The sequence below is a fragment of the Micromonospora sp. NPDC001898 genome (genome assembly GCF_042891255.1).
In the GTDB taxonomy this organism is placed as follows: Bacteria; Actinomycetota; Actinomycetes; order Mycobacteriales; family Micromonosporaceae; genus Micromonospora.
Window position 1 is genome coordinate 14,332 of record NZ_JBIATC010000001.1, and the last position, 23,351, is coordinate 37,682.

The following is a 23,351-nucleotide window of genomic DNA, read 5'->3' on the forward strand; positions in this document are numbered from 1 at the left end:
GTTCAGCCCTCCCGCGCCAGCAATGCACCAACCACCGCACCCGACCCGCGCAGGCAGCCCGTTGAGAACCCTGAACCGATCCGGCCTACCCCGTTGCCACCGGCCTACCCGAGATCTTGGCTCTCCGGCGCTCTCAGCGGGCCGCCCTAGCGGCCTCCATCGATTCGCTCGCTCCACCCAGCAAATGCCCCTTGCCCGCCGAGAACGCCCGCCACCGGCGCTCTCAACCCAACGGAACTACGGGGAGAACCGTGTCCACGCCAGAAAACCGCGTCGTCCTGACCATCGAAGAAGCCGCCCAACGACTCGGCATCGGCCGCACCACCATGTACGCCCTCATCAAGACCGGCCAAATCCGCACCGTCACCATCGGCCGACTTCGCCGCGTACCCACCTTCTGCCTGGACGAGTACGTACGCAACCTGCTCGCCGAACCCACGCCCCTCGACCACGCCGCCTGACGAAAGGAGCCAGCCAATGGGACGCAAGCCAAACGGCGCATCCAGCATCTACAAGGGCGGTGACGGCTACTGGCACGGCCGGGTAACGGTCGGCGTGAAGGACGACGGCAAGCCGGACCGGCGGCACGTCCAGGCGAAGACCGAGGCCGAGGTGATCCGCAAGGTTCGTGCTCTGGAACGGGAGCGGGACAACGGCACGGTACGGAAGCCGGGGCAGCGCTGGACGGTCGAGAAGTGGCTCACGCACTGGGTGGAGAACATCGCCGGCCCGGTGGTCCGCACGAACACCCTCGACGGCTACCGGGTCGCCGTCCGTCGACACTTGATTCCCGGCGTGGGCGCCCACCGTCTCGACCGCCTGGAGCCGGAGCACCTGGAGAAGCTGTACGGCCGGATGATGGCCAACGGCAGCGCGGCTGGCACCGCCCACCAGGCGCACCGGACGATCCGTACGGCCCTCGGCGAGGCGGTCCGCCGTGGGCACCTCGCCCGGAATCCCGCCGCGCTGGCCAAGCCGCCCCGCCTCCCGGATTCCGAGGTGCAGCCGTACACCGTCCCCGAGGTGCAGGCGATCCTTCGGGCGGCAGCGTCGCGGAGGAACAGTGCCCGGTGGGCCGTGGCGCTCGCCCTCGGGCTGCGCCAGGGCGAAGCGCTCGGCCTGAAATGGCCGGACGTGGATTTGGACCACGGGACGCTCACCGTGCGCCGGGCGCTTCTGCGGCCGAAATGGCGGCACGGCTGCGACGGGAAGTGTGAGCAGAAGTTGCCCGGTCAATGCCCGGACCGGGTGAACGAGCGGCCGGTAGCGGCAGACACCAAATCGCGCGCCGGCCGCCGCTCGATCGGCCTACCAGATGCCCTGGTCGACCTACTGCGGCAGCACCGGAAGGGACAGGACGCCGAGCGCGAAACCGCCGCCCAGCTCTGGCGCGATGAGGGCTGGGTCTTCGCCTCGCCGACCGGCGAGGCGATCCACCAGGCAACGGACTACGACGAATGGAAACGGCTGCTCAAGCTCGCCGGAGTGCGGGACGGCCGGCTACACGACGCGCGGCACACCGCCGCCACCGCGCTCCTGGTCCTCGGCGTCTCCGGCCGCGCCGTGATGGGCATCATGGGCTGGTCGAACTCGGCAATGGCCGTCCGGTACCAGCACATGACCGACCAGGTGCGCCGGGATATCGCGCAGCAGCTCGGCGGACTGCTGTGGGGCGACCCGCCGCGCCGGCCGGGGGAGAGCGGCGACGAACCGCCGCCCGAGCGCCCGGAACAGGGCGAGTGAGACGACAACTGAGACGGCAGCGACCCTAGAGACGATTCAGGGCCGGTCCCCGTGGGGACCGGCCCTGTCGTTCTTCCTGCTCAAGCGAGCGGAGGATACGAGATTCGAACTCGTGAGGGTGTTAACCCAACACGCTTTCCAAGCGTGCGCCCTAGGCCTCTAGGCGAATCCTCCGTGGGACAGGATACAGGTCCGTCGCGGTGCCACCACCCCACCACCCCCCGAAGATCGACCGGCGGTCGGGTAGGGTGGGTCTCACCTCCCGTGCGGCGGTATCTCGTGAACCTCCCCAGGGCCGGAAGGCAGCAAGGATAAGCGAGCTCTGCCGGGTGCACGGGAGGCCTTTTTGTCTCCGGGCGCCGGTACCGTACCCGAGGTCAGGGTCACGGGGTGGTGGGTGGTCACGCGTGCCCGACCGGCGCAGAATGGCTCGGTCGAGAGGAGGCGGGACGGGTGGCACTGGCGCTCTACCGCAAGTACCGGCCGCGCACCTTCGCCGAGATCATCGGGCAGGAGCACGTCACCGAGCCGCTGTCGCAGGCGCTGCGCAGCGGGCGGCTCAACCACGCCTACCTCTTCTCCGGCCCGCGCGGTTGTGGCAAGACCTCCAGCGCACGCATCCTGGCCCGCTCGCTGAACTGTGAGCAGGGCCCCACCCCGGAGCCGTGCGGGCAGTGCGAGTCCTGCCGCTCGCTGGCGACCGACGGCGGCTCCATCGACGTGCTGGAGATCGACGCGGCCAGCCACGGCGGCGTCGACGACGCCCGGGAGCTGCGCGAGAAGGCGTTCTTCGCGCCGGCCCAGAGCCGGTTCAAGATCTACGTGATCGACGAGGCGCACATGGTCTCGTCGGCCGGCTTCAACGCCCTGCTCAAGCTGGTCGAGGAGCCCCCGGAGTACGTCAAGTTCATCTTCGCCACCACCGAGCCGGAGAAGGTCCTCGGCACGATCAAGTCGCGGACCCACCACTACCCGTTCCGGCTGATCCCGCCGAAGGTGCTCCGGCCGTACCTGGAGCAGCTCTGCGAGGCCGAGGGGGCCACCGTCGACCCGGCGGTCTTCCCCCTGGTCGTGCGTGCCGGCGGCGGCAGCGCCCGGGACAGCCTCTCCGTGCTCGACCAGCTCATCGCCGGCGCGGGTCCGGAGGGGGTCAGCTACGCCCGGGCCGCCGCGCTGCTCGGCGTCACCGACTCGGCGCTGATCGACGAGATGTGCGACGCCCTGGCCGCCGGGGACGGCGCGACCGCGTACGCGACCGTGGACCGGGTGGCCGAGGCCGGGCACGACCCGCGCCGGTTCGCCTCGGACCTGCTGGAGCGGCTGCGCGACCTGATCGTGCTCCAGCAGGTGCCCGACGCCGCCACCAAGGGCCTGATCGACGGGCCGGCCGACCATGTCGAGCGGATGACCGCCCAGGCCCAGCGGCTCGGCCCGGCCACGCTGTCCCGGTGCGCCGACATCGTGCACAACGGCCTGGTGGACATGCGCGGCACCACCGCGCCCCGGCTGCTGCTGGAGCTGATCTGCGCCCGGATGCTGCTGCCGGGCGCGGACGACTCGACCGGTGCCCTGCTCCAGCGCCTGGAGCGGATGGAACGCCGGCTCACCCTCGGCGGCACCGAGCCGCCGCCGGCCGCCGCCGGCCCCGCGCCGGTCGCCCCCACCGCTGCGGTACGCCCCGAGCCGGCCACCCCGCCCGCGGCTGCCGCGTCGTCCGCGCCGGCGGCGGCGTCCGCCGCCCCGGCGGGTGGCCCGCCTCCGCCCGCCGCTCCCGTGTCGGCGGCTCCGGCCGCCCCGGTCGCGCCTCGGCGGGAGGTCCCGCCGGAGGCGGTCATGCCCGACCCGGGCACCCCCGCCCCGCCCCGTCCCGGCGCGGCTGCCCCGGGTGCGCTGGACGCCGTGGCGGTGCGCCGGGCGTGGCCGGACGTCGTCGGCAAGGTGGGTCGCAAGAGCAAGAAGGTGGCGGCCTGGGCCAGGGAAGCCACCGTCCGGGAGGTCGACAACCAGGTAATCGTCCTGACGTTCCGCTACCCGTTCCACGCGCAGGCGCTTTCGAACGAGCCGGATCTGTTGGTCGAGGCGCTCTACGAGGAGTTCGGCGGGCGTTGGCAGCTCCGCTGCGAGGTCTCCGGCGAGCGGGGCGGTGGCGGCCCCCGGGCGGCGGCTCCCACGCCCGCCCGGCCCACCACGCCGGCCGCCAGCGCCTCTGTCGCCCGTCCGACGTCCGGCACGCCGGACGGCCGGGCTGGCGCGGCTCCGACCACGTCGGCCGGTGGGGACGAGGGGTGGCCCGAACCGGCCCGCCCCGGCGGGGCCGCGCCGGCCGCGAACGCCACGCAGGAGGACGACTGGCCGGAGGCGGCCCGCCCGGGCGGGCCCGACCCCGCCGGGCCGCCCGCCGACGGCGCGGGGGCGACCGCCCCACCCCGGACCCCCGCCGCCGCTGCCCCGACGCGTGAGCCCGCCCCCGCCGCCCCGGCTCGGGGCACGGGCCCGGAGTCGGCCGCCCCGCCGGCCAACGGCTCCGCCGGCAACGGTGGCGGTGCGGGCGGCGCACCGGTCAGCAGCGCCATCGCCGCCGCGCGGGCGGCTGCGGCCGGCCGCGGTCCGCGTACCCAGAACGGGGCCCGGCGGTCGGCGGACGCGGACTGGGCCGGCGAGCCGCCCTACGACCCCGACTACGACGGGCCGGTGCGCGGCGGTGGACGCCCTGGTCCGGCGGCGACGGCCACCCCGACCTACGAGGGCTTCGACCCGGGTGACGAGCCGCTCGACGAGGTGATCGACGAGCGGACCGCCCGGCAGTCCAGCGAGGAGCAGGCGGTGCAGCTGCTCCGGGAGGCGTTCGGCGCCGAGAAGATCGACGAGGTGGACGCCCGCTGACGTGGGTGTCGCCCGTACCGGAGGACGGGCCACGCCCCCGACTAGGCTGGGCGCGGCCGAGCAGACGAGTGCGAGAAGGAGCCATCCGTGCGCCCAGGTGGACAGCCGAACATGCAGCAGATGCTGAAGCAGGCGCAGAAGATGCAGCAGCAGATCGCCAAGGCCCAGGCCGAGCTGGCCGAGGCAGAGCTGACCGGCACCGCCGGCGGTGGCCTCGTCACCGCGACCGTCTCCGGCTCCGGCGACATCAAGAGCATCAAGATCGACCCGAAGGCGGTCGACCCGGAGGACGTGGAGACGCTGGAGGACCTGGTGGTCGCCGCGCTGCACAACGCCGCCGAGGCGGCCCGGGTGCTGACCGAGCAGAAGATGGGTCCGGTCGCGGGCGGCGCGGGCGGCCTCGGCCTCCCCGGTTTCTGAGCCGGCGACCGGATGTACGAAGGTGCCATCCAGGACCTGATCGACGAGCTGGGGCGGCTGCCGGGCGTCGGCCCGAAGAGCGCCCAGCGGATCGCATTCCACGTCCTGTCGGCGGACCCGGCCGACGTCAACCGGCTGGCCGGCGCGCTGCGCAAGGTCAAGGATCTGGTGCGGTTCTGCACCACCTGCTACAACGTCGCCGAGTCCGAGCAGTGCCGGATCTGCCGGGACCCGCGCCGCTCCGACGAGGTGATCTGCGTGGTCGAGGAGCCGAAGGACGTGGTGGCGGTCGAGCGGACCGGCGAGTTCCGGGGCCGCTACCACGTGCTCGGTGGGGCGATCAACCCGCTGGAGGGGATCGGCCCGGACAACCTGCGCATCCGTGAGCTGCTGATCCGGCTGAGTGGCGGCGCGGTGCGCGAGCTGATCCTCGCCACCGACCCGAACACCGAGGGTGAGGCGACGGCGACGTACCTGGCCCTGATGGTCAAGCCGATGGGCATCGCGGTGACCCGCCTCGCCAGCGGCCTGCCGGTCGGCGGCGACCTGGAGTACGCCGACGAGATCACCCTCGGCCGCGCCTTCGAGGGCCGCCGCGCCGTCTGACCCGTACCCGACGATCCGACGGCCGGCACCGGGAAACCGGTGCCGGCCGTCGGTCCTTCCGGCGTGTCGATCAACTGTGGGCGTCTGACATGTGGTCGGACGGGGGCGACGGTCGATGTAACAAGTTCGCATCTATGAATCAGTGCAAATCGCCCCTTTGCTGGCGGCCCGCCGGGCCGACGCGTGCGAGGCGCACCGGTTAAGACACGATCCGATACCAACCGCTTCCTCGGCGGTTTCCCGTGGGTCCGAACGGCAGCTAAGGTCACGCCCATCGGTGACCCCTGTCACCACGTTGTCCGTACCCCCAAGGACGAGGTGAAGCACCCATGCGTGCACCCAGGCCGAAGGTCGCAATTGCGGCCGTCGCGGTCGCGGCCCTCGCGGTAGCAGGCTGCGCCGAGAGCGACCGCGATGACAGTTCCGGCGGTAGCAAGAAGGACACTCTGGTCTTCGGCGTGGCCGGCGACCCGAAGGTCCTCGACCCCAGCTTCGCCAGCGACGGCGAGTCGCTGCGCGTAGCGCGTCAGGTCTTCGAGACCCTGGTCCGGCCGGAGGAGGGTGGCACCAAGGTCACCCCCGGGCTGGCCGAGTCGTGGACCCCGGACGCAGCCGGCACCACCTGGACGTTCAAGCTCCGCTCGGGCGTGAAGTTCCACGACGGCGCCGACTTCAACGCCGACGCCGTGTGCGTCAACTTCAACCGCTGGTACAACGCCAAGGGCCTCATGCAGAGCCCGGACGTGACCGCGTACTGGCAGGACGTGATGGGCGGGTTCGCCAAGAACGAGGACGCCGACCTGCCGCCGAGCCTGTTCAAGTCGTGCACCGCCAAGGACGCCACCACGGTCGACCTGGCGTTCACCCGGGTCTCCAGCAAGGTCCCGGCCGCGCTGATGCTGCCCTCGTTCTCCATGCACAGCCCGAAGGCGTTGGAGCAGTACGACGCCAGCAACGTGGGCGGCACCGCCGAGGACATCAAGTACCCGGCGTACGCGATGGAGCACCCGACCGGCACCGGCCCGTTCAAGTTCAAGTCCTGGGACGTCGCCAACAAGACGCTCACCATCGAGCGTAACGACGACTACTACGGCAACAAGGCCAAGCTGAAGACCCTGATCTACAAGACGATCTCGGACGAGAACGCGCGCAAGCAGGCGCTGCGCTCCGGCGACATCCAGGGGTACGACCTGGTGGGCCCGGCCGACGTCGAGTCGCTGAAGTCCGAGGGCTTCAACATGCTCACCCGCCCGGCGTTCAACGTCCTCTACCTGGCGATCAACCAGAAGGGGAACCCGAAGCTCGCCGACGTCAAGGTTCGCCAGGCGATCGCGTACGCGCTCAACCGTCAGGCGCTGGTCGACTCGAAGCTGCCCCCGGGCGCCAAGGTCGGCGTGAACTTCATGCCGGACACCGTCGAGGGCTTCAACGGCGACGTGGCCAAGTACGACTACAACCCGGAGAAGGCCAAGGCGCTGCTGGCCGAGGCCGGCGCGTCGAACCTGACCCTGCGGTTCCACTACCCGACCGAGGTCACCCGGCCGTACATGCCGAACCCGAAGGACATCTTCGAGCTGCTCTCGGCGGACCTCAAGGCGGTCGGCATCAAGGTCGAGGCCATCCCGCTCAAGTGGAGCCCGGACTACCTGAACGCCACCACCTCGGGCAACAAGCACGACATCCACTTCCTCGGCTGGACCGGTGACTACGGCGACGCCTACAACTTCATCGGCACCTTCTTCGACCGGCCGAAGGACGAGTGGGGCTTCACCGACAAGGCCCTGTTCGACCAGTTCAAGGACGCGGACACCACCGCCGACCAGGCGGCTCGGGTGGAGAAGTACAAGGCCCTGAACAAGGCCATCATGGAGCTCGTGCCGGGTGTGCCGATCTCGCACTCTCCGCCGGCGATCGTGTTCGGCAAGGACGTGACCGGGATCAAGGCGAGCCCGCTCACCGACGAGCGGTTCGCTACCGCCGAGTTCAAGTCCTGATCTGACGCAACGGACGCGGGCGGGTGCTGTTACCACGGCACCCGCCCGCACCCCTCCGCACCCCCTTCCGAGGCCGCCGTGTTCCGGTTTATCGTCAGACGCCTGCTACAGCTCATACCGACGCTGATCGGGCTCTCCCTCCTGCTGTTCATCTGGCTGCGCCGGCTGCCGGGCGGCCCCGAGACCGCCATTCTGGGTGAGCGCGGCACGCCGGAGATGCGCGCCGCCATCCGCCGCAACTTCGGTCTCGACGAGCCGATCCTGATCCAGTACGGCCGGTTCGTCCGCCGGCTGATCAAGCTGGACCTGGGCACCTCGACCTCCACCAAGCGCCCGGTCGTCACCGAGTTCATCGAGCGGTTCCCCGGCACCGTCGAGCTGACCGTGATGGCCATGGTGATCGCGATCGGGATCGGCATCCCGCTGGGCTACCTGGCCGCCCGCCGTCGGGGCCGGATGCTCGACCACCTCTCGGTCGGCGGGTCGCTGATCGGCATCTGCATCCCGGTCTTCTTCCTGGCGTACGTGCTGAAGGCGCTCTTCTCGGAGAACCTCGGCTGGTTCCCGTCCAGCGGCCGGCAGGATCCGACCCTCGGGGCGACCCGAATCACCAACTTCTTCGTCTTCGACGGGCTGATGACCCGGGAGTGGGACGCCGCCGCCGACGCGCTCTGGCACCTGGTGCTGCCGGGCCTCGCACTGGCCAGCATCCCCCTGGCGATCATCGTCCGGATCACCCGGGCCAGCGTGCTGGAGGTGCTCAACGAGGACTTCGTCCGCACGGCCGAGGCCAAGGGCCTGACCGAGAACACGGTCCGCCGCCGGCACGTGCTGCGCAACGCCATGCTGCCCGTGGTCACCTCGATCGGCCTGCTCACCGGCGGCCTGCTCTCCGGCGCGGTGCTGACCGAGACCGTCTTCGCCTTCAGCGGCATCGGGGCGTTCGTCGCCGAGGCGATCAGCCAGCGCGACTACCCCGTGCTGATGGGCTTCATCCTGATCATCGCGGTGGTGTACGTGCTGGTGAATCTCCTGGTGGACCTCTCATACAGCGTGATCGACCCGAGGGTGAGGGTGCGATGACGGCCATCAGCGGCAAGAAGCGCGAGAAGATCGACCGGCTCGCCGAGTTGGCCGCCCGGGACGACGAGCGCGGCGTGAGCCTCTGGCAGGAGGCGTTCCGCCGGCTTCGGCGCAACCCGGCCGCCATCGTCGGCGCGGTGATCCTGGGCCTGTTCCTGCTGGTCGCCATCGTCGGGCCGTTCCTGGTTCCGCACCCGGCGGACGCCCAGCTCTGGAAGGGCGAGATCCGGGACAACATCGGCTACTTCCCGGGCCCCCGGGCGGAGAACTGGTTCGGCGTCGACCACATCGGCCGCGACGAGTTCAGCCGGATGATCGTCGGCGCCCGGCAGACCCTGCTGGTCGGCATCATCTCCACCCTGATCGGGCTGGCCGTCGGGTCGCTGCTCGGCGGCGTCGCCGGTGCCGCGGCCGGTCTTGGCGGCAAGTGGGGCCGGGCCCTCGACAACGCCATCATGCGCTTCGTCGACATGCTGCTGGCCATGCCGAGCCTGCTGCTCGCGATCAGCATCGCCGCGCTGCTCGGCTCCGGCCTGACCACCGTGATGATCGCGGTCGGCGTGGTCTCCGTGCCGGTCTTCGCCCGGCTGCTGCGCGGCTCGATGATCTCCCAGGCCAACAGCGACTACGTGCTGGCCGCAACGTCGCTGGGCGTGAAGAAGCCGAAGATCGCGCTGACCCACGTGGTGCCGAACTCGCTCGCCCCGGTGATCGTCCAGGCGACGCTGACCCTGGCCACCGCGATCATCGAGGCCGCCGCGCTCTCCTTCCTCGGTCTCGGCAACAACGACGCGTCCATCCCGGAGTGGGGCGTCATGCTCGCCGACGCGCAGCGCTACCTCGACGCCGCGCCCCGGCTGGCCGTCCTGCCCGCCCTCGCGATCATCGTCACCGCGCTCGGTTTCACCCTGCTCGGCGAGGCGATGCGCGAGGCCCTCGACCCGAAGCTGCGGAAGTAGGCCGTCTGTCATGGCACTGCTCGAAGTGGACGACCTCTCCGTCACGTTCGCCCGGCGCGGTCAGCGCACCGTGCACGCCGTCGACGGGGTGTCCTTCGCGGTCGACGCCGGCGAGGTGGTCGGCCTGGTCGGCGAGTCCGGCTGCGGCAAGAGCGTCACCTCGTTGGCCATCATGGGCCTGCTGCCCAAGCAGCCCGGCCTGAAGGTCGGCGGCAAGGCGGTCTTCGACGGCACGGACCTGCTCCAGCTCGACGACCGGTCCCGCCGGGACATCCGGGGCCGGGACGTCGCGATGATCTTCCAGGACCCGCTCTCCTCGCTGAACCCGGTGATCCCGATCGGGTTGCAGGTGACCGAGGTGCTGACCCGGCACCGGGGGATGAAAGGGGAGTCGGCCAAGAAGGAGGCCGCCGACCTGCTCGACCGGGTCGGTATCCCCGACCCGCGCCGCCGGCTCAAGGAGTACCCGCACCAGCTCTCCGGCGGCATGCGGCAGCGCGCCCTGATCGCCATGGCGGTGGCCTGCCAGCCCCGGCTGTTGATCGCCGACGAGCCGACCACCGCGCTGGACGTCACCATCCAGGCGCAGATCCTGGAGCTGCTCAAGGACCTGGTCCGGGACTCCGGAACCGCGCTCGTGATGATCACCCACGACCTGGGGGTGGTCGCCGGCATGTGCGAGACGATCAACGTGCTGTACGGGGGCCGGGTGGTGGAGACGGCCCGCCGACGCCCGTTGTTCCGCGAGCCGCGGCACCCGTACACGGTGGGTCTGCTCGGCTCGGTGCCGCGCCTGGACGCCGGGCGTGGCGAGCGGCTGAACCCGATCCCCGGTTCGGTCCGGGACCTGCTGGCCTGGCCGGACGGCTGCGCCTTCGCCCCACGCTGTACCCGCCGCGTCGACGAGTGCGTGGGGGAGCCGCCGGAGCTGGTGCTCGCCCACGACGGCCGCAGCTACCGGTGTCTCAACCCGGCCCCGGTCCCGGGCACCGTGCCCCCGGGCGTCACCGACGGTTGGGCCGCGACCGTCCCGGGCGCCGTCCCGCCGGCCGGTGCCGCCGCCCCTGCGGCGACCGACGACGCGACCGCGGGCCCGGTGCCCGCCCCGCGCGAGGAGGAGAAGCCGTGACCGAGAGCGACATCCTCGTCGAGGTCCGCGACCTGAAGGTGCACTTCCCGATCAAGCGGGGGATCCTCCTCGACCGGGTGGTGGGCCACGTCAAGGCGGTCGACGGGGTCGACCTGAGCATCCCGCGCGGGAAGACGTACGGACTGGTCGGCGAGTCCGGCTGCGGCAAGTCCACGCTCGGCCGGGCCCTGCTCCAGCTCACCCCGCCCACGGCCGGCGAGGTCCGCTTCGACGGCGTCGAGCTGACCACGCTCCCGGCCGGGAAGCTGCGCACCATGCGCCGCCGGATGCAGATGATCTTCCAGGACCCGATGTCGAGCCTGGACCCCCGGCAGAACGTCGAGTCGATCCTGGTCGAGGGGTTGCAGACCCACGGCATCGGGACCGACCGGGACGACCGGCGGCGGATCATCGGCGAGACCCTCGACGCGGTGGGGCTGCCCCGCTGGGCGCTGTCCCGGTACCCGCACGAGTTCTCCGGTGGCCAGCGGCAGCGCATCGGCATCGCCCGGGCCCTGGTGCTCGGCCCCGAGCTGATCGTCGCCGACGAGCCGGTCTCCGCCCTGGACGTCTCCATCCAGGCCCAGGTGGTGAACCTGCTCGACGAGCTTCAGGACAACCTCGGCCTGACCTACCTGTTCATCGCCCACGACCTTGCCGTGGTCAAGCACATCTCCGACGTGGTCGGCGTGATGTACCTGGGCGCGCTGGTCGAGGAGGCACCGAGCGACCGGCTGTACAGCGAGCCGCTGCACCCGTACACCCGGGCGCTGATGTCGGCCGTGCCGGTGCCGGACCCGGACGTGGAGGACCGGCGGGAGCGGATCCTGCTCGCCGGGGACCTGCCGTCGCCGGCCAACCCGCCGTCGGGCTGCCGGTTCCACACCCGCTGCCCGTGGGCCCAGCCCACCCGCTGCGCCGACGAGCGGCCGGCGCTGCGGGACATCGGCGGCAGCCGGGTCGCCTGCCACTTCGCGGAGCGGATCGCCACCGGCGAGCTGCGCCCGCATCAGGTGAGCGTGCAGATCGTCCGGCCCGAGGACGAGGGTGCGGCCCCGGCCGTCGTCTCCGCTCCCACCGAGCCCGGTTCGTACGTGTGAGCGAGGGGCCCTTGTCGGCGCGGCTCGCGTCGCGGGGGCCCCGGGCAGGTCAGCCCTCCGGGCGGTTGAGCAGGCCGACCGCGATCGTGTGTACGGCGTCCAGCCCGGCCGGGTCGGCCAGCGGGGCCGTCCCGCCGGTCACGACGTACCACTCGTCGGCCTCCCGGTACTGCACCCGGAGGACGACCTGGCCATCGGCGTACTCCGTGCGCAGGGTCAGCTCACCGGTCACCACGCCGGCCTCGTCGGTCATCACGCCGCCCGGGCCGGGGACGATGTCGGCGGTACGGTTCTGCGCCCCGCCGCCGGCCGGAGCGCCCGTGGGCGGGGACGCCGCGGCGCCGGTGGCCCCCGCGTCGGCGGACATGCCGGCCCCCGAGACGTCGGCCGGACCCGCCGGGCCGCCGTCCGCGATCATCCCGGCCGTGGTGGCACCCTCGTTCGTCCCGGCCCCGGTCACGGCTTGCTCGCCCATGTGCAGCCCTCCAGCATGTCGGTCAGGGCGGTCTTCTCGGCACTGGTCACCGTCAGCCGCCAGTGGTGCTTGACCGTCACCCAGTTCTCGGCGTACTTGCACCAGTACGATCGGTTCGCCGGTTTCCACTGGGACGGGTCCTGGTCACCCTTTGCCCGGTTGGAGGAGGCGGAAACCGCGAAGAGCTGCGGTCTCGTGAGATCGTTCGCGAAGTCGCCCCGCTTGGCGTCGTCCCACTCGTCCGCCCCCGAGCGCCACGCGTTGGCCAGCGGCACGGTGTGGTCGATGTCCACGTCCGAGGGGTCGGTGAAGACCCGGCCGTCGTACACGCTCTCCCAGTGGCCGGCGACCACGTTGCAGCCGGAGAGCCGGATGTCCTCACCGTCGCGCTTGAGGACGCTGTCCCGTACGTCGCAGTTCTTCCCGGTGTTCCGCCAGTGCGGGAAGTGGTCGCGGCTGTAGCCCTTCATCGAGCCGGCACTGGCGACGGTCAGCTGGCCCAACTGCTCGCTGACGTTGCCACCGCCGCCGCTGGGCGGGGCCTCGGGCTCGTCGACCGCCGAGCAGCCGGTGGCCACGAGGGCGAGCACCGCGGCAAGCACGGCAGCCCCGGCCACACGACATCCTGATCTGGTTCGCACAGACGACACCTCTCCAGCTTGCGGGCTCCCGGCGATTGCGCACAGTACCCCGGCACCGTTTCCATGAATCGTGGCGTCCGGCAAATCGACCGGAGGAGGATGGATACCCGTGACCGAATCCGCACCCCCGCCCGCGCTCCGGATGGGCACCCCCGCCGCCCGGGGGACGCTGCTCGCCGCGATCCTCGCCTCCGGCATGGTCTTTCTGGACAGCACCGTGGTCAACGTGGCCCTGCCCCGCCTCGGCACGGAACTCGACGCCACGGTGGCCGGTCTCCAGTGGACCATCAACGGGTACCTGCTCATGCTGGCCGCGTTCGTACTGCTCGGCGGGGCGCTCGGCGACCGGTTCGGGCGGCGACGGGTGTTCCTGATCGGGGTGGTCTGGTTCGCCGTCGCCTCGGCGCTGTGCGGCCTGGCCCAGGGCACCGGCTGGCTGGTCGCGGCCCGGTTCCTCCAGGGCGTCGGGGGTGCGCTGCTCACCCCCGGCTCGCTGTCGGTCATCCAGTCCAGCTTCCACCCCGACGACCGGGGCCGGGCGATCGGGGCATGGTCCGGGCTGGCCGGGGTCTCCACCGCGCTCGGCCCGCTCGTCGGGGGCTGGCTGATCGACGCCCTGTCCTGGCGGTGGATCTTCTTCATCAACCTGCCGCTGGCCGTGCCGGTGGTGCTGGCCGCGCTGCGCTGGGTGCCGGAGAGCCGCGACGAGCACGCCTCGCGTACCGGGGCGGGGCGGCGGCGGTTCGACGTGGCCGGCGCGCTGCTCGGCGCGCTCGGCCTGGGCGGCGTCACGTACGCCCTGATCGACGCGCCGGCCCGGGGCGGTTCGCTGCCGGTGTTGGCGTCGGCGCTGGTCGGGGTGCTCGCCGCCGTCGCGTTCGTGCTGCTGGAACGGCACCGGGGCGACACCGCCATGCTGCCCGTCGGGCTGTTCGGCAGCCGGCTCTTCTCGGTGCTGAACGTCTTCACGGTGATGATGTACGCGGCGCTGGGCGGGTTCACCTTCTTCCTCGCCGTGTACCTGCAGAACGTGGTGGGCTGGTCGGCGCTGCTCACCGGCCTGGCCACCGTCCCCATGACGGTCCTGCTGCTGGTCGGCTCGTCCCGCGCCGGGGCGCTGTCGGCCCGGATCGGCCCCCGGCTGCCGCTGACCGTGGGCCCGGTGGTGGCCGCGATCGGCCTGCTGCTGCTGCGCGGGGTGCGGCCGGGCGCGTCGTACTGGACGGATGTGCTGCCCGGGGTGACCCTCTTCGGCCTGGGCCTGACCCTGGTGGTGGCACCGCTGACCGCCTCGGTGCTGGCCGCCGTGGCGGACCGGTTCGCGGGGGTGGCCAGCGGGTTCAACAACGCGGCCTCCCGGGCCGGCGGTCTGCTCGCGGTGGCCGCGCTGCCCCTGCTGGTCGGGCTCAGCGGCACCGGGTACGAGCAGAAGGCGGCGCTGACCGACGCGTTCCGGGGCGCGTTGCTCTGGTGCGCGGGCGGGCTGCTGGCCGGGGCGGTGCTGGCCGGGCTGCTGATCCACCGCCCGCCCCGCGATGCGCCAGGCTCGCAGCCGTGTCCGTCGCTGCCCGCCGCTACGCCACCCGACAGGCGGTAGGCGGCGCCCGGCGGGTGCCGGACGCCGCCGGGCGACCTCAGGCGCGGGCGCGGTTGACGGCGCTGGTGACCGCCTTCACGGAGGCGGTGACGATGTTCGCGTCCACCCCGACGCCCCACACGGTGCGGCCGTCGACCTCGCACTCGACGTACGCGGCGGCCTGCGCGTCCCCGCCGGAGGAGAGCGCGTGCTCGTGGTAGTCGAGCACCCGTACCGGCACGCCCACCGATCCGAGCGCGTTGACGTACGCGTCGATCGGGCCGTTGCCGACGGCGGCCAGCGATCGGACCTCACCGCCGACGCCCACCCGGGCCTCGATCTCGACCTTGCCGTCGGCGGTGCCGATGGCGTAGCCGGCCAGGGTGACGGCCGGGTCGGGCTGGTGGTCGAGCAGGTAGTGGCCCGCGAAGATCTCCCACATGGTGCCCGGGTCGACCTCGCCGCCGTCGTGGTCGGTGACCTGCTGGACCACGCCGGAGAACTCGATCTGGAGCCGGCGCGGCAGGTCGAACTGGTGCTCGGACTTCATGATGTATGCGATGCCGCCCTTGCCGGACTGCGAGTTGACCCGGATGACCGCCTCGTAGGTGCGGCCCAGGTCCTTCGGGTCGATCGGCAGGTACGGCACCGCCCAGGTGTGCTGGTCGACGGGCACCCCGGCCGCCGCCGCGTCGGCGTGCAGGACGTCGAAGCCCTTCTTGATCGCGTCCTGGTGGGAGCCGGAGAACGCGGTGTAGACCAGGTCGCCCGCGTACGGGTGGCGCTCGTGCACCGGGAGCTGGTTGCAGTACTCCACGGCCCGCTTGACCTCGTCGATGTTCGAGAAGTCGATCATCGGGTCGATGCCCTGGGAGAACAGGTTGAGCCCCAGCGTCACCAGGTCGACGTTGCCGGTGCGCTCGCCGTTGCCGAACAGGCAGCCCTCGATCCGGTCGGCGCCGGCCAGCAGGCCCAGCTCGGCGGCGGCCACGCCGGTGCCCCGGTCGTTGTGCGGGTGCAGGCTCAGCACCAGGCTGTCCCGCCGGGGCAGGCGCCGGTGCATCCACTCGATCGAGTCGGCGTACACGTTCGGGGTGGCCATCTCGACGGTCGCCGGCAGGTTGATGATCAGCTTCCGGTCCGGCGTCGGGTCGATCGCGTCGATCACCGCCGAGCAGACCTCCAGCGCGTACTCCAGCTCGGTGCCCGTGTACGACTCCGGAGAGTACTCGTAGTAGATGTCCGTGTCCGGGGTGTGGATCTCTGCGTACTTCTGGCAGAGCCGCGCGCCGGTGGTGGCGATGTCGGTGATGCCGTCCCGGTCCAGCCCGAAGACCACCCGACGCTGGAGGGTGGAGGTCGAGTTGTAGAAGTGCACGATCGCCCGCTTCGCGCCGCGCAGCGACTCGAAGGTCCGCTCGATCAGGTGCTCCCGGCACTGGGTGAGCACCTGGATGGTCACGTCGTCGGGGATCTGGTCCTGCTCGATGAGCTGCCGCACGAAGTCGAAGTCGGTCTGGCTGGCCGACGGGAAGCCGACCTCGATCTCCTTGTAGCCCATCTGCACCAGGAGCTGGAACATCCGGCGCTTGCGCTCCGGGGACATCGGGTCGATCAGCGCCTGGTTGCCGTCGCGCAGGTCGACGGCGCACCAGCGGGGCGCGGCCTCGACGTGCCGGGTCGGCCAGGCGCGGTCCGGCAGGTCGATCCGGAACTGCTGCTGGTACGGCTGGTACCGGTGGTACGGCATCCGGCTGGGACGCTGCTGGGCGATCGGATCGGTGTCAGCGTCGGCGGTGCCGGTGGGTTGAGCCATGACGGAGTGCTCCCCTGAACATGTGGCGTCAGCAATCGGAAGGTCGGCGACGATGCCGGGTCGGCGCGAGGCGCCGATGAGAAAGCGCGAATGTGCTGGACGGCGCGGTTCGACTCCGCGACGAGGTGCCGGCCGGTCAGGCCTCGTCGCGGCGACCAAGGAGAAGGTGCGCCTGCCACATGACAGAGTGACCCTACGTGATGAGGTGAGAGGTGGGAAGGTCGGTCCGGAGTTTGAGATCGACGTCGCAGCCGCCTGCCGATCAGCGTCGAGCCGGGTCAGGGCCGGGCCGGGTCAGCGCCGGTCAGCGCAGCAGCAGCTCGGCCAGCGGGCGGCGGCGGCGCAGGCCGGTCTCCTGCCGGCGCAGCTCCTCGGGCAGGCTGAACGGGTCGCCGAGCCGGCCGACCGCCGCCACCACCAGGGGGCGGATCCCGGCCGGCAGATCCAGGTCGGTGGCGAGCCCGGCGGCGTCGAAGGCGGCCAGCTGGCGCACGTACAGCCCGAGGGCGGTGGCCTGAACGGTGAGGTGCGCCATCGCCTGCCCCAGGTCGTACGCGGCTCGGCCGGCGGGGCCGGCCACCGCCGGCCCGCGACCGCCGCCGACCTCGGCCGCCCGGTCCGGCCCGGCGGCGCGGCCCCCCGCCCCGGCCCCCGGTGGGCTGCTCGGCGCCCACCTGACGGTCGGGTCGGCCGTCAGGTGGGCGCCGAGCAGCAGAGCGGCGGCGTGCCGGGCCCACCGCTGCTCGGCTGCCGGCAGGTTGACCAGGATCCGCTTGTACGTCTCGTCGTCGCGGTGCCCGAGGGCGAACCGCCACGGCTGGCGGTTGCCGGCGGAGGGCGCCCAGCGGGCCGCCTCCAGCAGCGAGTCCGCCTCGGTGGAGGGCAGCGCGGCGGTCGGGTCGAATGCCCGAGGGCTCCAGCGGAAGGCGAGCAGCGGGGTGAGGTCGGCCATGGGGCAAGCGTCCCGTATCGGGCATTTTGCCCAAGGGTCAGGGGTGGGAAAATGTGGTCAGAACCACCCGTAACGGGACGTGGGGTCAGGGCGTTCCCGTGGACCGGGGCGTCGGCTCGTCCACGTCCGGCGCCGTGACACCGAGCGGCTCGCCGTCGGTCACCGGCCCGGCGAGCTGCACGGTCGCCGGGGCCGGCGCGGCCGGACCGGCCAGAACCAGGGTGCCGGTCACGGTCCGCACGGCGGTCGGCGTGCCGTCCGGGGCGTAGCAGTAGATCCCGACGTCCAGCGGGGGGTTCAGCGAGGCCGAGGTCGAGTCGACCGAGTAACAGGCCCCGGTCGCCCCCGCCGGCGGCCGGGCCGGGGAGACCGCCAGCGGGGCCAGTCGGTCGGTGAGCACCTCCAGCCAGTCGGTGAACGGGTGCTGCACCCGGGGATCCAGCCGGCTCGGGACGGCGTCGTCCGGGTCGCCGAGGCGTACGCAGCTCGCCGGCTCGGGGCGGCCGGCCGACGGCAGGCCGCACTGGAAGAGCCCGTCGGCGGTGCCGGCGAACGAGACGTCCGCGGTTCCGCCCAGCGCCCCACCCGGGACGTCGACCCGCCAGGTTCCGTCGTTCGCGCTGGTGACCGTGATCGTGCGGTCGGGACCGTCGCCGGTGAGGGTGTACCGGGCGGTGAAGTGCCGGTCCCGGGCCGCCGCGGCCAGGGCGGCCAACTCCTCACGGGCGGAGTCGATGGCGGCGGGCGCTGGGTCGCTCGACGGCGGCGAGGTCGTCGCGGCGGGCGGTTCGCCGACACAGGCGGCGAGCAGGGCCGGCAGGGTGAGCGTGAGGGCGCCGATCAGGCGTCGCCGGGCCACGCGGAGGTGGGCATGCACCGGGTCATTCTGCGGTGTGCCGCCCCCGCCCGGTGACCCCTGCCACGCCGGTCGGCCGGCGTGTCGCGTACCCCCTGCCGACCTGGTGGGACGACGGCCGGGCCGGCCCGCGTCGGCCGGATGGTGGGATCACCCGATCCGGCCTCGTGGGGCGCCGGATACCCTGATGTCGTCTGACCCGCGCCGCCGACCGGTTCCCCGGCGGCGTCGGCACGTTCAGGGACTGCTGGGAGGGAGTGCGCCGTCGTGGCACTCGTGGTGCAGAAGTACGGCGGATCCTCCGTCGGGAACGCCGAGCGGATCAAGCGGGTGGCCGAGCGGATCGTCGCCGCCCGCAAGGCCGGCGACGACGTGGTCGTGGTCGTCTCCGCGATGGGTGACACCACCGACGAGCTGCTCGACCTGGCCAACCAGGTCAGCCCGCTGCCGCCGGGCCGTGAGCTGGACATGCTGCTCACCGCCGGGGAGCGGATCTCCATGGCGTTGCTCGCCATGGCCATCCACAACCTGGGGTACGAGGCCCGCTCGTTCACCGGCTCGCAGGCCGGCGTGATCACCACCTCGGTGCACGGCCGAGCGCGGATCATCGACGTCACGCCGGGGCGGCTCAAGGGCGCGCTCGACGAGGGCGCAGTCGTCATCGTGGCCGGCTTCCAGGGCGTCTCGCAGGACACCAAGGACGTCACCACGCTCGGCCGGGGCGGCTCGGACACCACGGCGGTGGCGCTGGCCGCCGCGCTGCACGCCGACGTGTGCGAGATCTACACCGACGTCGACGGCGTGTTCACCGCCGACCCGCGGATCGTGCCCAACGCCCGGCACATCCGGGACATCACCTACGAGGAAATGTTGGAGCTGGCCGCCTGCGGCGCCAAGGTGCTGCACCTGCGCAGCGTCGAGTACGCCCGGCGCGCGGGGTTGCCGATCCACGTCCGTTCGTCATACTCGACCAACACCGGCACCATGGTCACCGGATCGATGGAGGACCTTCCCGTGGAACAGGCACTGATCACCGGGGTCGCCCACGACCGCAGCGAGGCGAAGATCACCATCGTCGGGGTCCCGGACGAGCCGGGCGCCGCCGCGCGGATCTTCGACACCGTCGCCGGCGCCGAGATCAACATCGACATGATCGTGCAGAACGTCTCCACCGAGGGCACCGGCCGCACGGACATCTCGTTCACCCTGCCGAAGACCGACGGCCCGACCGCCATGGCCGCGCTCAGCAAGATCCAGGAACCGGTCAAGTTCAAGGGCCTGCTCTACGACGACCACGTCGGCAAGGTCTCGCTGATCGGCGCGGGGATGCGGTCGCACCCGGGGGTGGCGGCCGGCTTCTTCGCCGCCCTCGGCACCGCCGGGGTCAACATCGAGATGATCTCCACCTCCGAGATCCGGGTCTCCGTGGTCTGCCGGGACACCGACCTCGACAAGGCGGTCCGGGCCATCCACGACGCCTTCGAGCTGGGCGGCGACTCCGAGGCCGTCGTGTACGCGGGGACCGGGCGGTAGCGGCGATGCTGTCGCTGCCCACCCTTGCCGTGGTCGGGGCGACAGGTGCCGTCGGAACCGTGATGTGCGAGCTGCTGTCGTCCCGGCGCAACGTCTGGGGCGAGATCCGGCTGCTCGCCTCCGAGCGGTCGGTGGGGCGGCAGGTGCGCTGCCGGGGCGAGGAGTTGACCGTCGGCGCGCTCACCCCGGAGGCGTTCGACGGCGTCGACGTGGCGATGTTCGACGTGCCGGACGACGTCTCCGCGCAGTGGGCACCGGTCGCGGTCAGCCGTGGCGCGGTGGCGGTGGACAACTCCGGGGCGTTCCGGATGGATCGGGACGTCCCGCTGGTGGTCCCCGAGATCAACCCCGAGCAGGTGCGTAACCGGCCGAAGGGGATCATCGCCAACGCCAACTGCACCACCCTCGCCATGATCGTCGCGATCGCCCCGCTGCACCGCGAGTACGGCCTGCGCGAGCTGGTGCTCGCCTCGTACCAGGCGGTCTCCGGGGCGGGGCAGGCCGGGGTGGACGCCCTGCGCCTCCAGCTCGGCAAGATCGCCGGTGACCGGGCGCTCGGCTCCCGGCCGGGTGACGTGCGGCAGGCCGTCGGCGACGAGATGGGGCCGTTCCCGGCCCCGGTGGCGCTCAACGTGGTGCCCTGGGCCGGCTCGCTCGCCGACGACGGCTGGTCGTCCGAGGAGCTGAAGATGCGCAACGAGTCGCGCAAGATCCTCGGGCTGCCCGACCTGAAGGTCTCCGCGACCTGCGTCCGGGTGCCGGTGGTGACCGGGCACTCGGTGGCCGTGCACGCCGTCTTCGCCACCGAGGTGGACGCCGAGGGCGCCCGCGAGGCGCTACGCAACGCCCCCAGCGTGATCCTCGTCGACGACCCGGCCACCGGGGAGTTCCCGATGCCGATCGACGCCGTCGGCACCGACCCGTCCTGGGTCGGCCGCATCCGCCGCGCCGTCGACGACCCGCGCGCCCTCGACCTCTTCGTCACCGGCGACAACCTCCGCAAGGGCGCCGCCCTGAACACGGCCCAGATCGCCGAACTCCTGGCCAAGGAACTGACCCCCCACCCCTGACCCTTCCCTCCTCGCCCCGGCACTCTCGGAGAACGAGTGCCTTTGCGACGGCGGATGGCCACGCATTCACTGAAAGTGCGGGGGATGGGGTGGGTCAGGTGGTGGATAGGTGGACGGCGTCGCGGCCCTGGCGCTTGACCGCGTAGAGGGCCTGGTCGGCGCGGCGGAGGGTCTGCTCGGGCGACTCGCCGGGGTGGGACAGGGCGACGCCGACGCTGATCGTGCGGCCGGTGCCCCGGGCGGCCTCGGCCAGCCGCTCGGCGATCCGGACCGCCTCCTCGGGGCGGCTCACCTCGATCACCGCGACGAACTCGTCCCCGCCGATCCGGTACAACTCGTCGCCCTGGCGCAGCGCCGCCTCCAGCGCCCGGGCGAGCCCGACCAGCAACCGGTCGCCGGCCTGGTGGCCGTACGTGTCGTTGACCGCCTTGAAACCGTCCACGTCGATCGCCAGCAGGGCCGTACGCCCCGGCGTGGCACGAGCGATCCGCTGCCCGAACGGCCCGGTGTGCCGGAGCCCGGTGAGCGGGTCGGAGCTGGCCTGCTCGCGCAGCCGGGCCAGCGTGCGTAGCCGGTCCAGGCAGGTCCACGCCTGCCCGGCGAGCAGCTCCAGCAGGTTGACGGTGGTCGGGTCGGGCCGCAACAGCCGCTCGTCGGCGACCAGCAGCACCCCGCCGGAGGCCGGGGGGCCGACCGGCACCGCCACCAGGGTGCGCACCCCGGCGTCGGCGAGCGGGCGGTACTCCGCCGTGGGCGGGTGCCCCGCCTCCCCGAGGGTGTAGCCGGAGCCGTGCCGGTGGGCGCGGGCGATCATCCCGTGCAGCGCCGGGGCGCCCACCTCGGTCAGCTCGGCCCGGACGCGGGACTCCAACTCGCCGGTCGCGCCGGTGGGAGCGCCCAGCCGGGGGCCGGCCTCGCCAGCCAGCAGCAGCACCGCCGCGGAGAGGGTGGAGACCTCCCGGGCCGCGCAGATCGCCGCGGTCATCAGGTCCCACTCGGTGGGGGCTGTGGTCAGCGCGGCGGCGTGCCGCAGCAGCTTCTCGCTCCGGCTCTCCGCCGGCGGGCCACCCAGCGCCGTGATCCGGGCGCCGAGCCGGCCGGCGACGCGCTCGGCGGTCTGCCGCCACAGGGCCAGCTCGACCGGCCCGCTCCACTGGAGGTCGAGCACTCCGATCGGGCGGCCCGCCGGGTCGAGCACCGGCACGCAGATCTCGGCGGTCACGTCGGGGCGGGCCGGGAGTGATTCGGGGTCGGCGGCGACGTCGGGGACGGTGGCGCCGATGCCGGAGGCGTACACCCGGCCGACGATGCCGGCTTCCGGCGGAACGGTCGAGAAGACCTGCCAGGCCCCGGTTGCCGCGACGCAGCGGAGCCGGTCCGGCCCGGGGAGCAGGACGGAGATGGTGGCTGGCGCGTACCGGGCGAGCGCGGTGACGGTCCACCGGCACGCCTCGACGGCGGTCGACGCCATCGGCAGGCGGACCGTGACGTCCCGGACGAGCCGGTGGTGATCTACGCGCACGTGGGTCCAGACAGGGGAGGGGCGGCTGTCCGATCAAGCGTACTCACCGCAGCTCAGGGGTGGTATTTCAAGATCAATTCCGTCGTACACATGTGCTATCCACAGGGTGTGGACGGAGCCTGTGGATGCAGGCGGCCGGCGTTAGCCTGGACCCTCCGGTCGACGTGGAGGACTCGATGCTCATCGCCCAGCTCAGCGACACCCGGCTGACCGGGGCGGGCTGACGGCCGTGGACGCCCTGCTCTGGTACGTCGCATACGGGTCCAACATGCACGCCGACCGGCTGAACTGGTACCTGGGCGGGGGCCGCCCCCCGGGCGGGCTGCGGACGTACCCCGGCTGCCGGGACTGCCGGCCGCCGCGCCGGTCGGCGGCGGTGCTGGTGCCCGGTGGGATCTACTTCGCCGGGGAGTCCCGGGCCTGGACCGGCGGGATGGCCTTCTACGACCCGGAGCTGCCCGGGGTGGCTGCGGCCCGGGCGTGGCTGCTCACCACGGAGCAGTTCGCCGACCTCGCCGCGCAGGAGATGTACCGGGAACCCGGCGCCGACCTCGACCTGATCAAGGTCGCCGTCGCGCGGGGGCGGGCGACCCTCGGCCCCGGCCGGTACGAGACGCTGGTCCGCACCGGCGTCCGGGACGGCGTGCCGATGCTGACCTTCACGGCGCCGGGGCGGGCGGCGGACGTCGAGTGGAACGCGCCCGCGCCGGTGTACCTCGCGATGCTCGCCGCGGGCCTACGCGAGGCGCACGGCTGGGACGCGCCGCGGATCGTCGGCTACCTGGCAGACCGGCCCGGGGTGACCGGCCGGTGGGAGCTTCCCGCCGTCGAGTCGTTGGTCGCCGGGGCACTCGACGGGTGACGCGCGGCGCCGTTCGCGTCGGGCCCGGGCGCCGTTCGCGCCGGCCGGGAACGCCATTCGGCCGCGATCGGTCGACCCGCGGCCGGTAGTTGGCGGTGCGGGCTCCGCACAGTCCATAGTGGCCGGACGAG

The 23,351-nt window shown here is 72.4% G+C and carries 20 protein-coding genes, 1 tRNA gene and 1 other RNA gene; 15 read left to right on the forward strand and 7 right to left on the reverse strand.

The annotated features are described in order from the left end of the window. Positions 1-251 precede the first annotated feature (251 nt). Together ACFYZF_RS00100 and ACFYZF_RS00105 are read left to right on the forward strand one after the other, a co-directional pair. Positions 252-461, forward strand: a complete 210-nt coding sequence (locus ACFYZF_RS00100; RefSeq protein WP_357722408.1) for a helix-turn-helix domain-containing protein — start codon at positions 252-254, stop codon at positions 459-461. Positions 462-477: 16 nt separating this feature from the next. Continuing rightward, positions 478-1,743 (forward strand): tyrosine-type recombinase/integrase, encoded by a 1,266-nt coding sequence (locus ACFYZF_RS00105; RefSeq protein WP_387013995.1) that lies wholly within the window; start codon positions 478-480, stop codon positions 1,741-1,743. Positions 1,744-1,832: 89 nt separating this feature from the next. On the opposite strand, the gene ACFYZF_RS00110 is transcribed toward ACFYZF_RS00105, so the two are convergent. Next, positions 1,833-1,917, reverse strand: a tRNA-Ser gene (locus ACFYZF_RS00110). A gap of 82 nt (positions 1,918-1,999) precedes the next feature. Between ACFYZF_RS00110 and ffs the strand changes: the two genes are divergently transcribed. The 9 genes from ffs to ACFYZF_RS00155 all read left to right on the forward strand — a co-directional run bounded on the left by ffs (position 2,000) and on the right by ACFYZF_RS00155 (position 11,917). Beyond that, positions 2,000-2,089, forward strand: an RNA gene (gene ffs / locus ACFYZF_RS00115) — signal recognition particle sRNA small type. Between the two features lie 107 nt (positions 2,090-2,196). Then, positions 2,197-4,626: a DNA polymerase III subunit gamma and tau gene (locus tag ACFYZF_RS00120; protein WP_387013998.1), complete on the forward strand. Its 2,430-nt coding sequence runs from the start codon at positions 2,197-2,199 to the stop codon at positions 4,624-4,626. Between the two features lie 111 nt (positions 4,627-4,737). Further along, a complete protein-coding gene (locus tag ACFYZF_RS00125; protein WP_201754419.1) occupies positions 4,738-5,046 on the forward strand; it encodes a YbaB/EbfC family nucleoid-associated protein in 309 nt (102 codons plus the stop codon). Positions 5,047-5,058: 12 nt separating this feature from the next. Beyond that, positions 5,059-5,652, forward strand: coding sequence for a recombination mediator RecR (gene recR, locus ACFYZF_RS00130; RefSeq protein WP_387014001.1), 594 nt, complete (start codon positions 5,059-5,061; stop codon positions 5,650-5,652). Positions 5,653-5,981: 329 nt separating this feature from the next. Continuing rightward, the gene (locus tag ACFYZF_RS00135) at positions 5,982-7,646 is read left to right on the forward strand and encodes an ABC transporter substrate-binding protein (protein WP_387014004.1); all 1,665 of its coding nucleotides are present in this window, start codon (positions 5,982-5,984) and stop codon (positions 7,644-7,646) included. A 78-nt stretch (positions 7,647-7,724) separates the two neighbouring features. Continuing rightward, a complete protein-coding gene (locus ACFYZF_RS00140; RefSeq protein ID WP_387014007.1) occupies positions 7,725-8,729 on the forward strand; it encodes an ABC transporter permease in 1,005 nt (334 codons plus the stop codon). Next, the gene (locus ACFYZF_RS00145; protein WP_387014010.1) at positions 8,726-9,688 is read left to right on the forward strand and encodes an ABC transporter permease; all 963 of its coding nucleotides are present in this window, start codon (positions 8,726-8,728) and stop codon (positions 9,686-9,688) included. The genes ACFYZF_RS00140 and ACFYZF_RS00145 overlap by 4 nt, the downstream gene beginning before the upstream one ends. A 10-nt stretch (positions 9,689-9,698) precedes the next feature. Then, positions 9,699-10,817, forward strand: coding sequence for an ABC transporter ATP-binding protein (locus ACFYZF_RS00150; RefSeq protein WP_387014013.1), 1,119 nt, complete (start codon positions 9,699-9,701; stop codon positions 10,815-10,817). Further along, complete coding sequence (locus ACFYZF_RS00155; RefSeq protein WP_387014017.1) at positions 10,814-11,917, forward strand: ABC transporter ATP-binding protein; 1,104 nt, start codon at positions 10,814-10,816, stop codon at positions 11,915-11,917. Before ACFYZF_RS00150 ends, ACFYZF_RS00155 begins: the two co-directional genes overlap by 4 nt. Before the next feature lie 49 nt (positions 11,918-11,966). Here the strand turns inward: ACFYZF_RS00155 and ACFYZF_RS00160 are convergent, their stop codons facing one another. Both ACFYZF_RS00160 and ACFYZF_RS00165 read right to left on the reverse strand, forming a co-directional pair. Further along, positions 11,967-12,392, reverse strand: a complete 426-nt coding sequence (locus tag ACFYZF_RS00160) for a hypothetical protein (RefSeq protein ID WP_387014021.1) — start codon at positions 12,390-12,392, stop codon at positions 11,967-11,969. Continuing rightward, positions 12,374-13,033, reverse strand: coding sequence for an HNH endonuclease family protein (locus tag ACFYZF_RS00165; RefSeq protein WP_387014023.1), 660 nt, complete (start codon positions 13,031-13,033; stop codon positions 12,374-12,376). The genes ACFYZF_RS00160 and ACFYZF_RS00165 overlap by 19 nt, the downstream gene beginning before the upstream one ends. 142 nt (positions 13,034-13,175) lie before the next feature. Here ACFYZF_RS00165 and ACFYZF_RS00170 point away from each other — a divergent pair, with 142 nt between their 5' ends. Continuing rightward, positions 13,176-14,630, forward strand: a complete 1,455-nt coding sequence (locus ACFYZF_RS00170) for an MFS transporter (RefSeq protein WP_387015978.1) — start codon at positions 13,176-13,178, stop codon at positions 14,628-14,630. A gap of 37 nt (positions 14,631-14,667) precedes the next feature. Here ACFYZF_RS00170 and leuA read toward each other — a convergent pair whose 3' ends face one another. The 3 genes from leuA to ACFYZF_RS00185 all read right to left on the reverse strand — a co-directional run bounded on the left by leuA (position 14,668) and on the right by ACFYZF_RS00185 (position 18,254). After that, entirely contained in the window at positions 14,668-16,425 is a 1,758-nt protein-coding gene (leuA, locus tag ACFYZF_RS00175) for a 2-isopropylmalate synthase (protein ID WP_387014025.1), read from the reverse strand. A 304-nt stretch (positions 16,426-16,729) separates the two neighbouring features. Next, positions 16,730-17,377 (reverse strand): nitroreductase family protein, encoded by a 648-nt coding sequence (locus ACFYZF_RS00180; RefSeq protein WP_387014028.1) that lies wholly within the window; start codon positions 17,375-17,377, stop codon positions 16,730-16,732. 85 nt (positions 17,378-17,462) lie between these two features. Beyond that, positions 17,463-18,254 carry a hypothetical protein gene (locus ACFYZF_RS00185; RefSeq protein ID WP_387014030.1) on the reverse strand — a complete coding sequence of 264 codons (792 nt, stop codon included), beginning with the start codon at positions 18,252-18,254 and terminating at the stop codon, positions 17,463-17,465. A 246-nt stretch (positions 18,255-18,500) separates the two neighbouring features. On the opposite strand from ACFYZF_RS00185, the gene ACFYZF_RS00190 reads away from it, so the two are divergent. Next, positions 18,501-19,766 (forward strand): aspartate kinase, encoded by a 1,266-nt coding sequence (locus ACFYZF_RS00190; RefSeq protein ID WP_350881214.1) that lies wholly within the window; start codon positions 18,501-18,503, stop codon positions 19,764-19,766. Positions 19,767-19,771: 5 nt separating this feature from the next. Continuing rightward, complete coding sequence (locus tag ACFYZF_RS00195; RefSeq protein WP_387014034.1) at positions 19,772-20,836, forward strand: aspartate-semialdehyde dehydrogenase; 1,065 nt, start codon at positions 19,772-19,774, stop codon at positions 20,834-20,836. A 94-nt stretch (positions 20,837-20,930) separates the two neighbouring features. On the opposite strand, the gene ACFYZF_RS00200 is transcribed toward ACFYZF_RS00195, so the two are convergent. Continuing rightward, positions 20,931-22,307 (reverse strand): diguanylate cyclase, encoded by a 1,377-nt coding sequence (locus ACFYZF_RS00200; RefSeq protein ID WP_387015980.1) that lies wholly within the window; start codon positions 22,305-22,307, stop codon positions 20,931-20,933. 280 nt (positions 22,308-22,587) lie between these two features. Between ACFYZF_RS00200 and ACFYZF_RS00205 the strand changes: the two genes are divergently transcribed. Continuing rightward, positions 22,588-23,220 carry a histone deacetylase gene (locus tag ACFYZF_RS00205; RefSeq protein ID WP_387014037.1) on the forward strand — a complete coding sequence of 211 codons (633 nt, stop codon included), beginning with the start codon at positions 22,588-22,590 and terminating at the stop codon, positions 23,218-23,220. Positions 23,221-23,351: the final 131 nt, after the last annotated feature.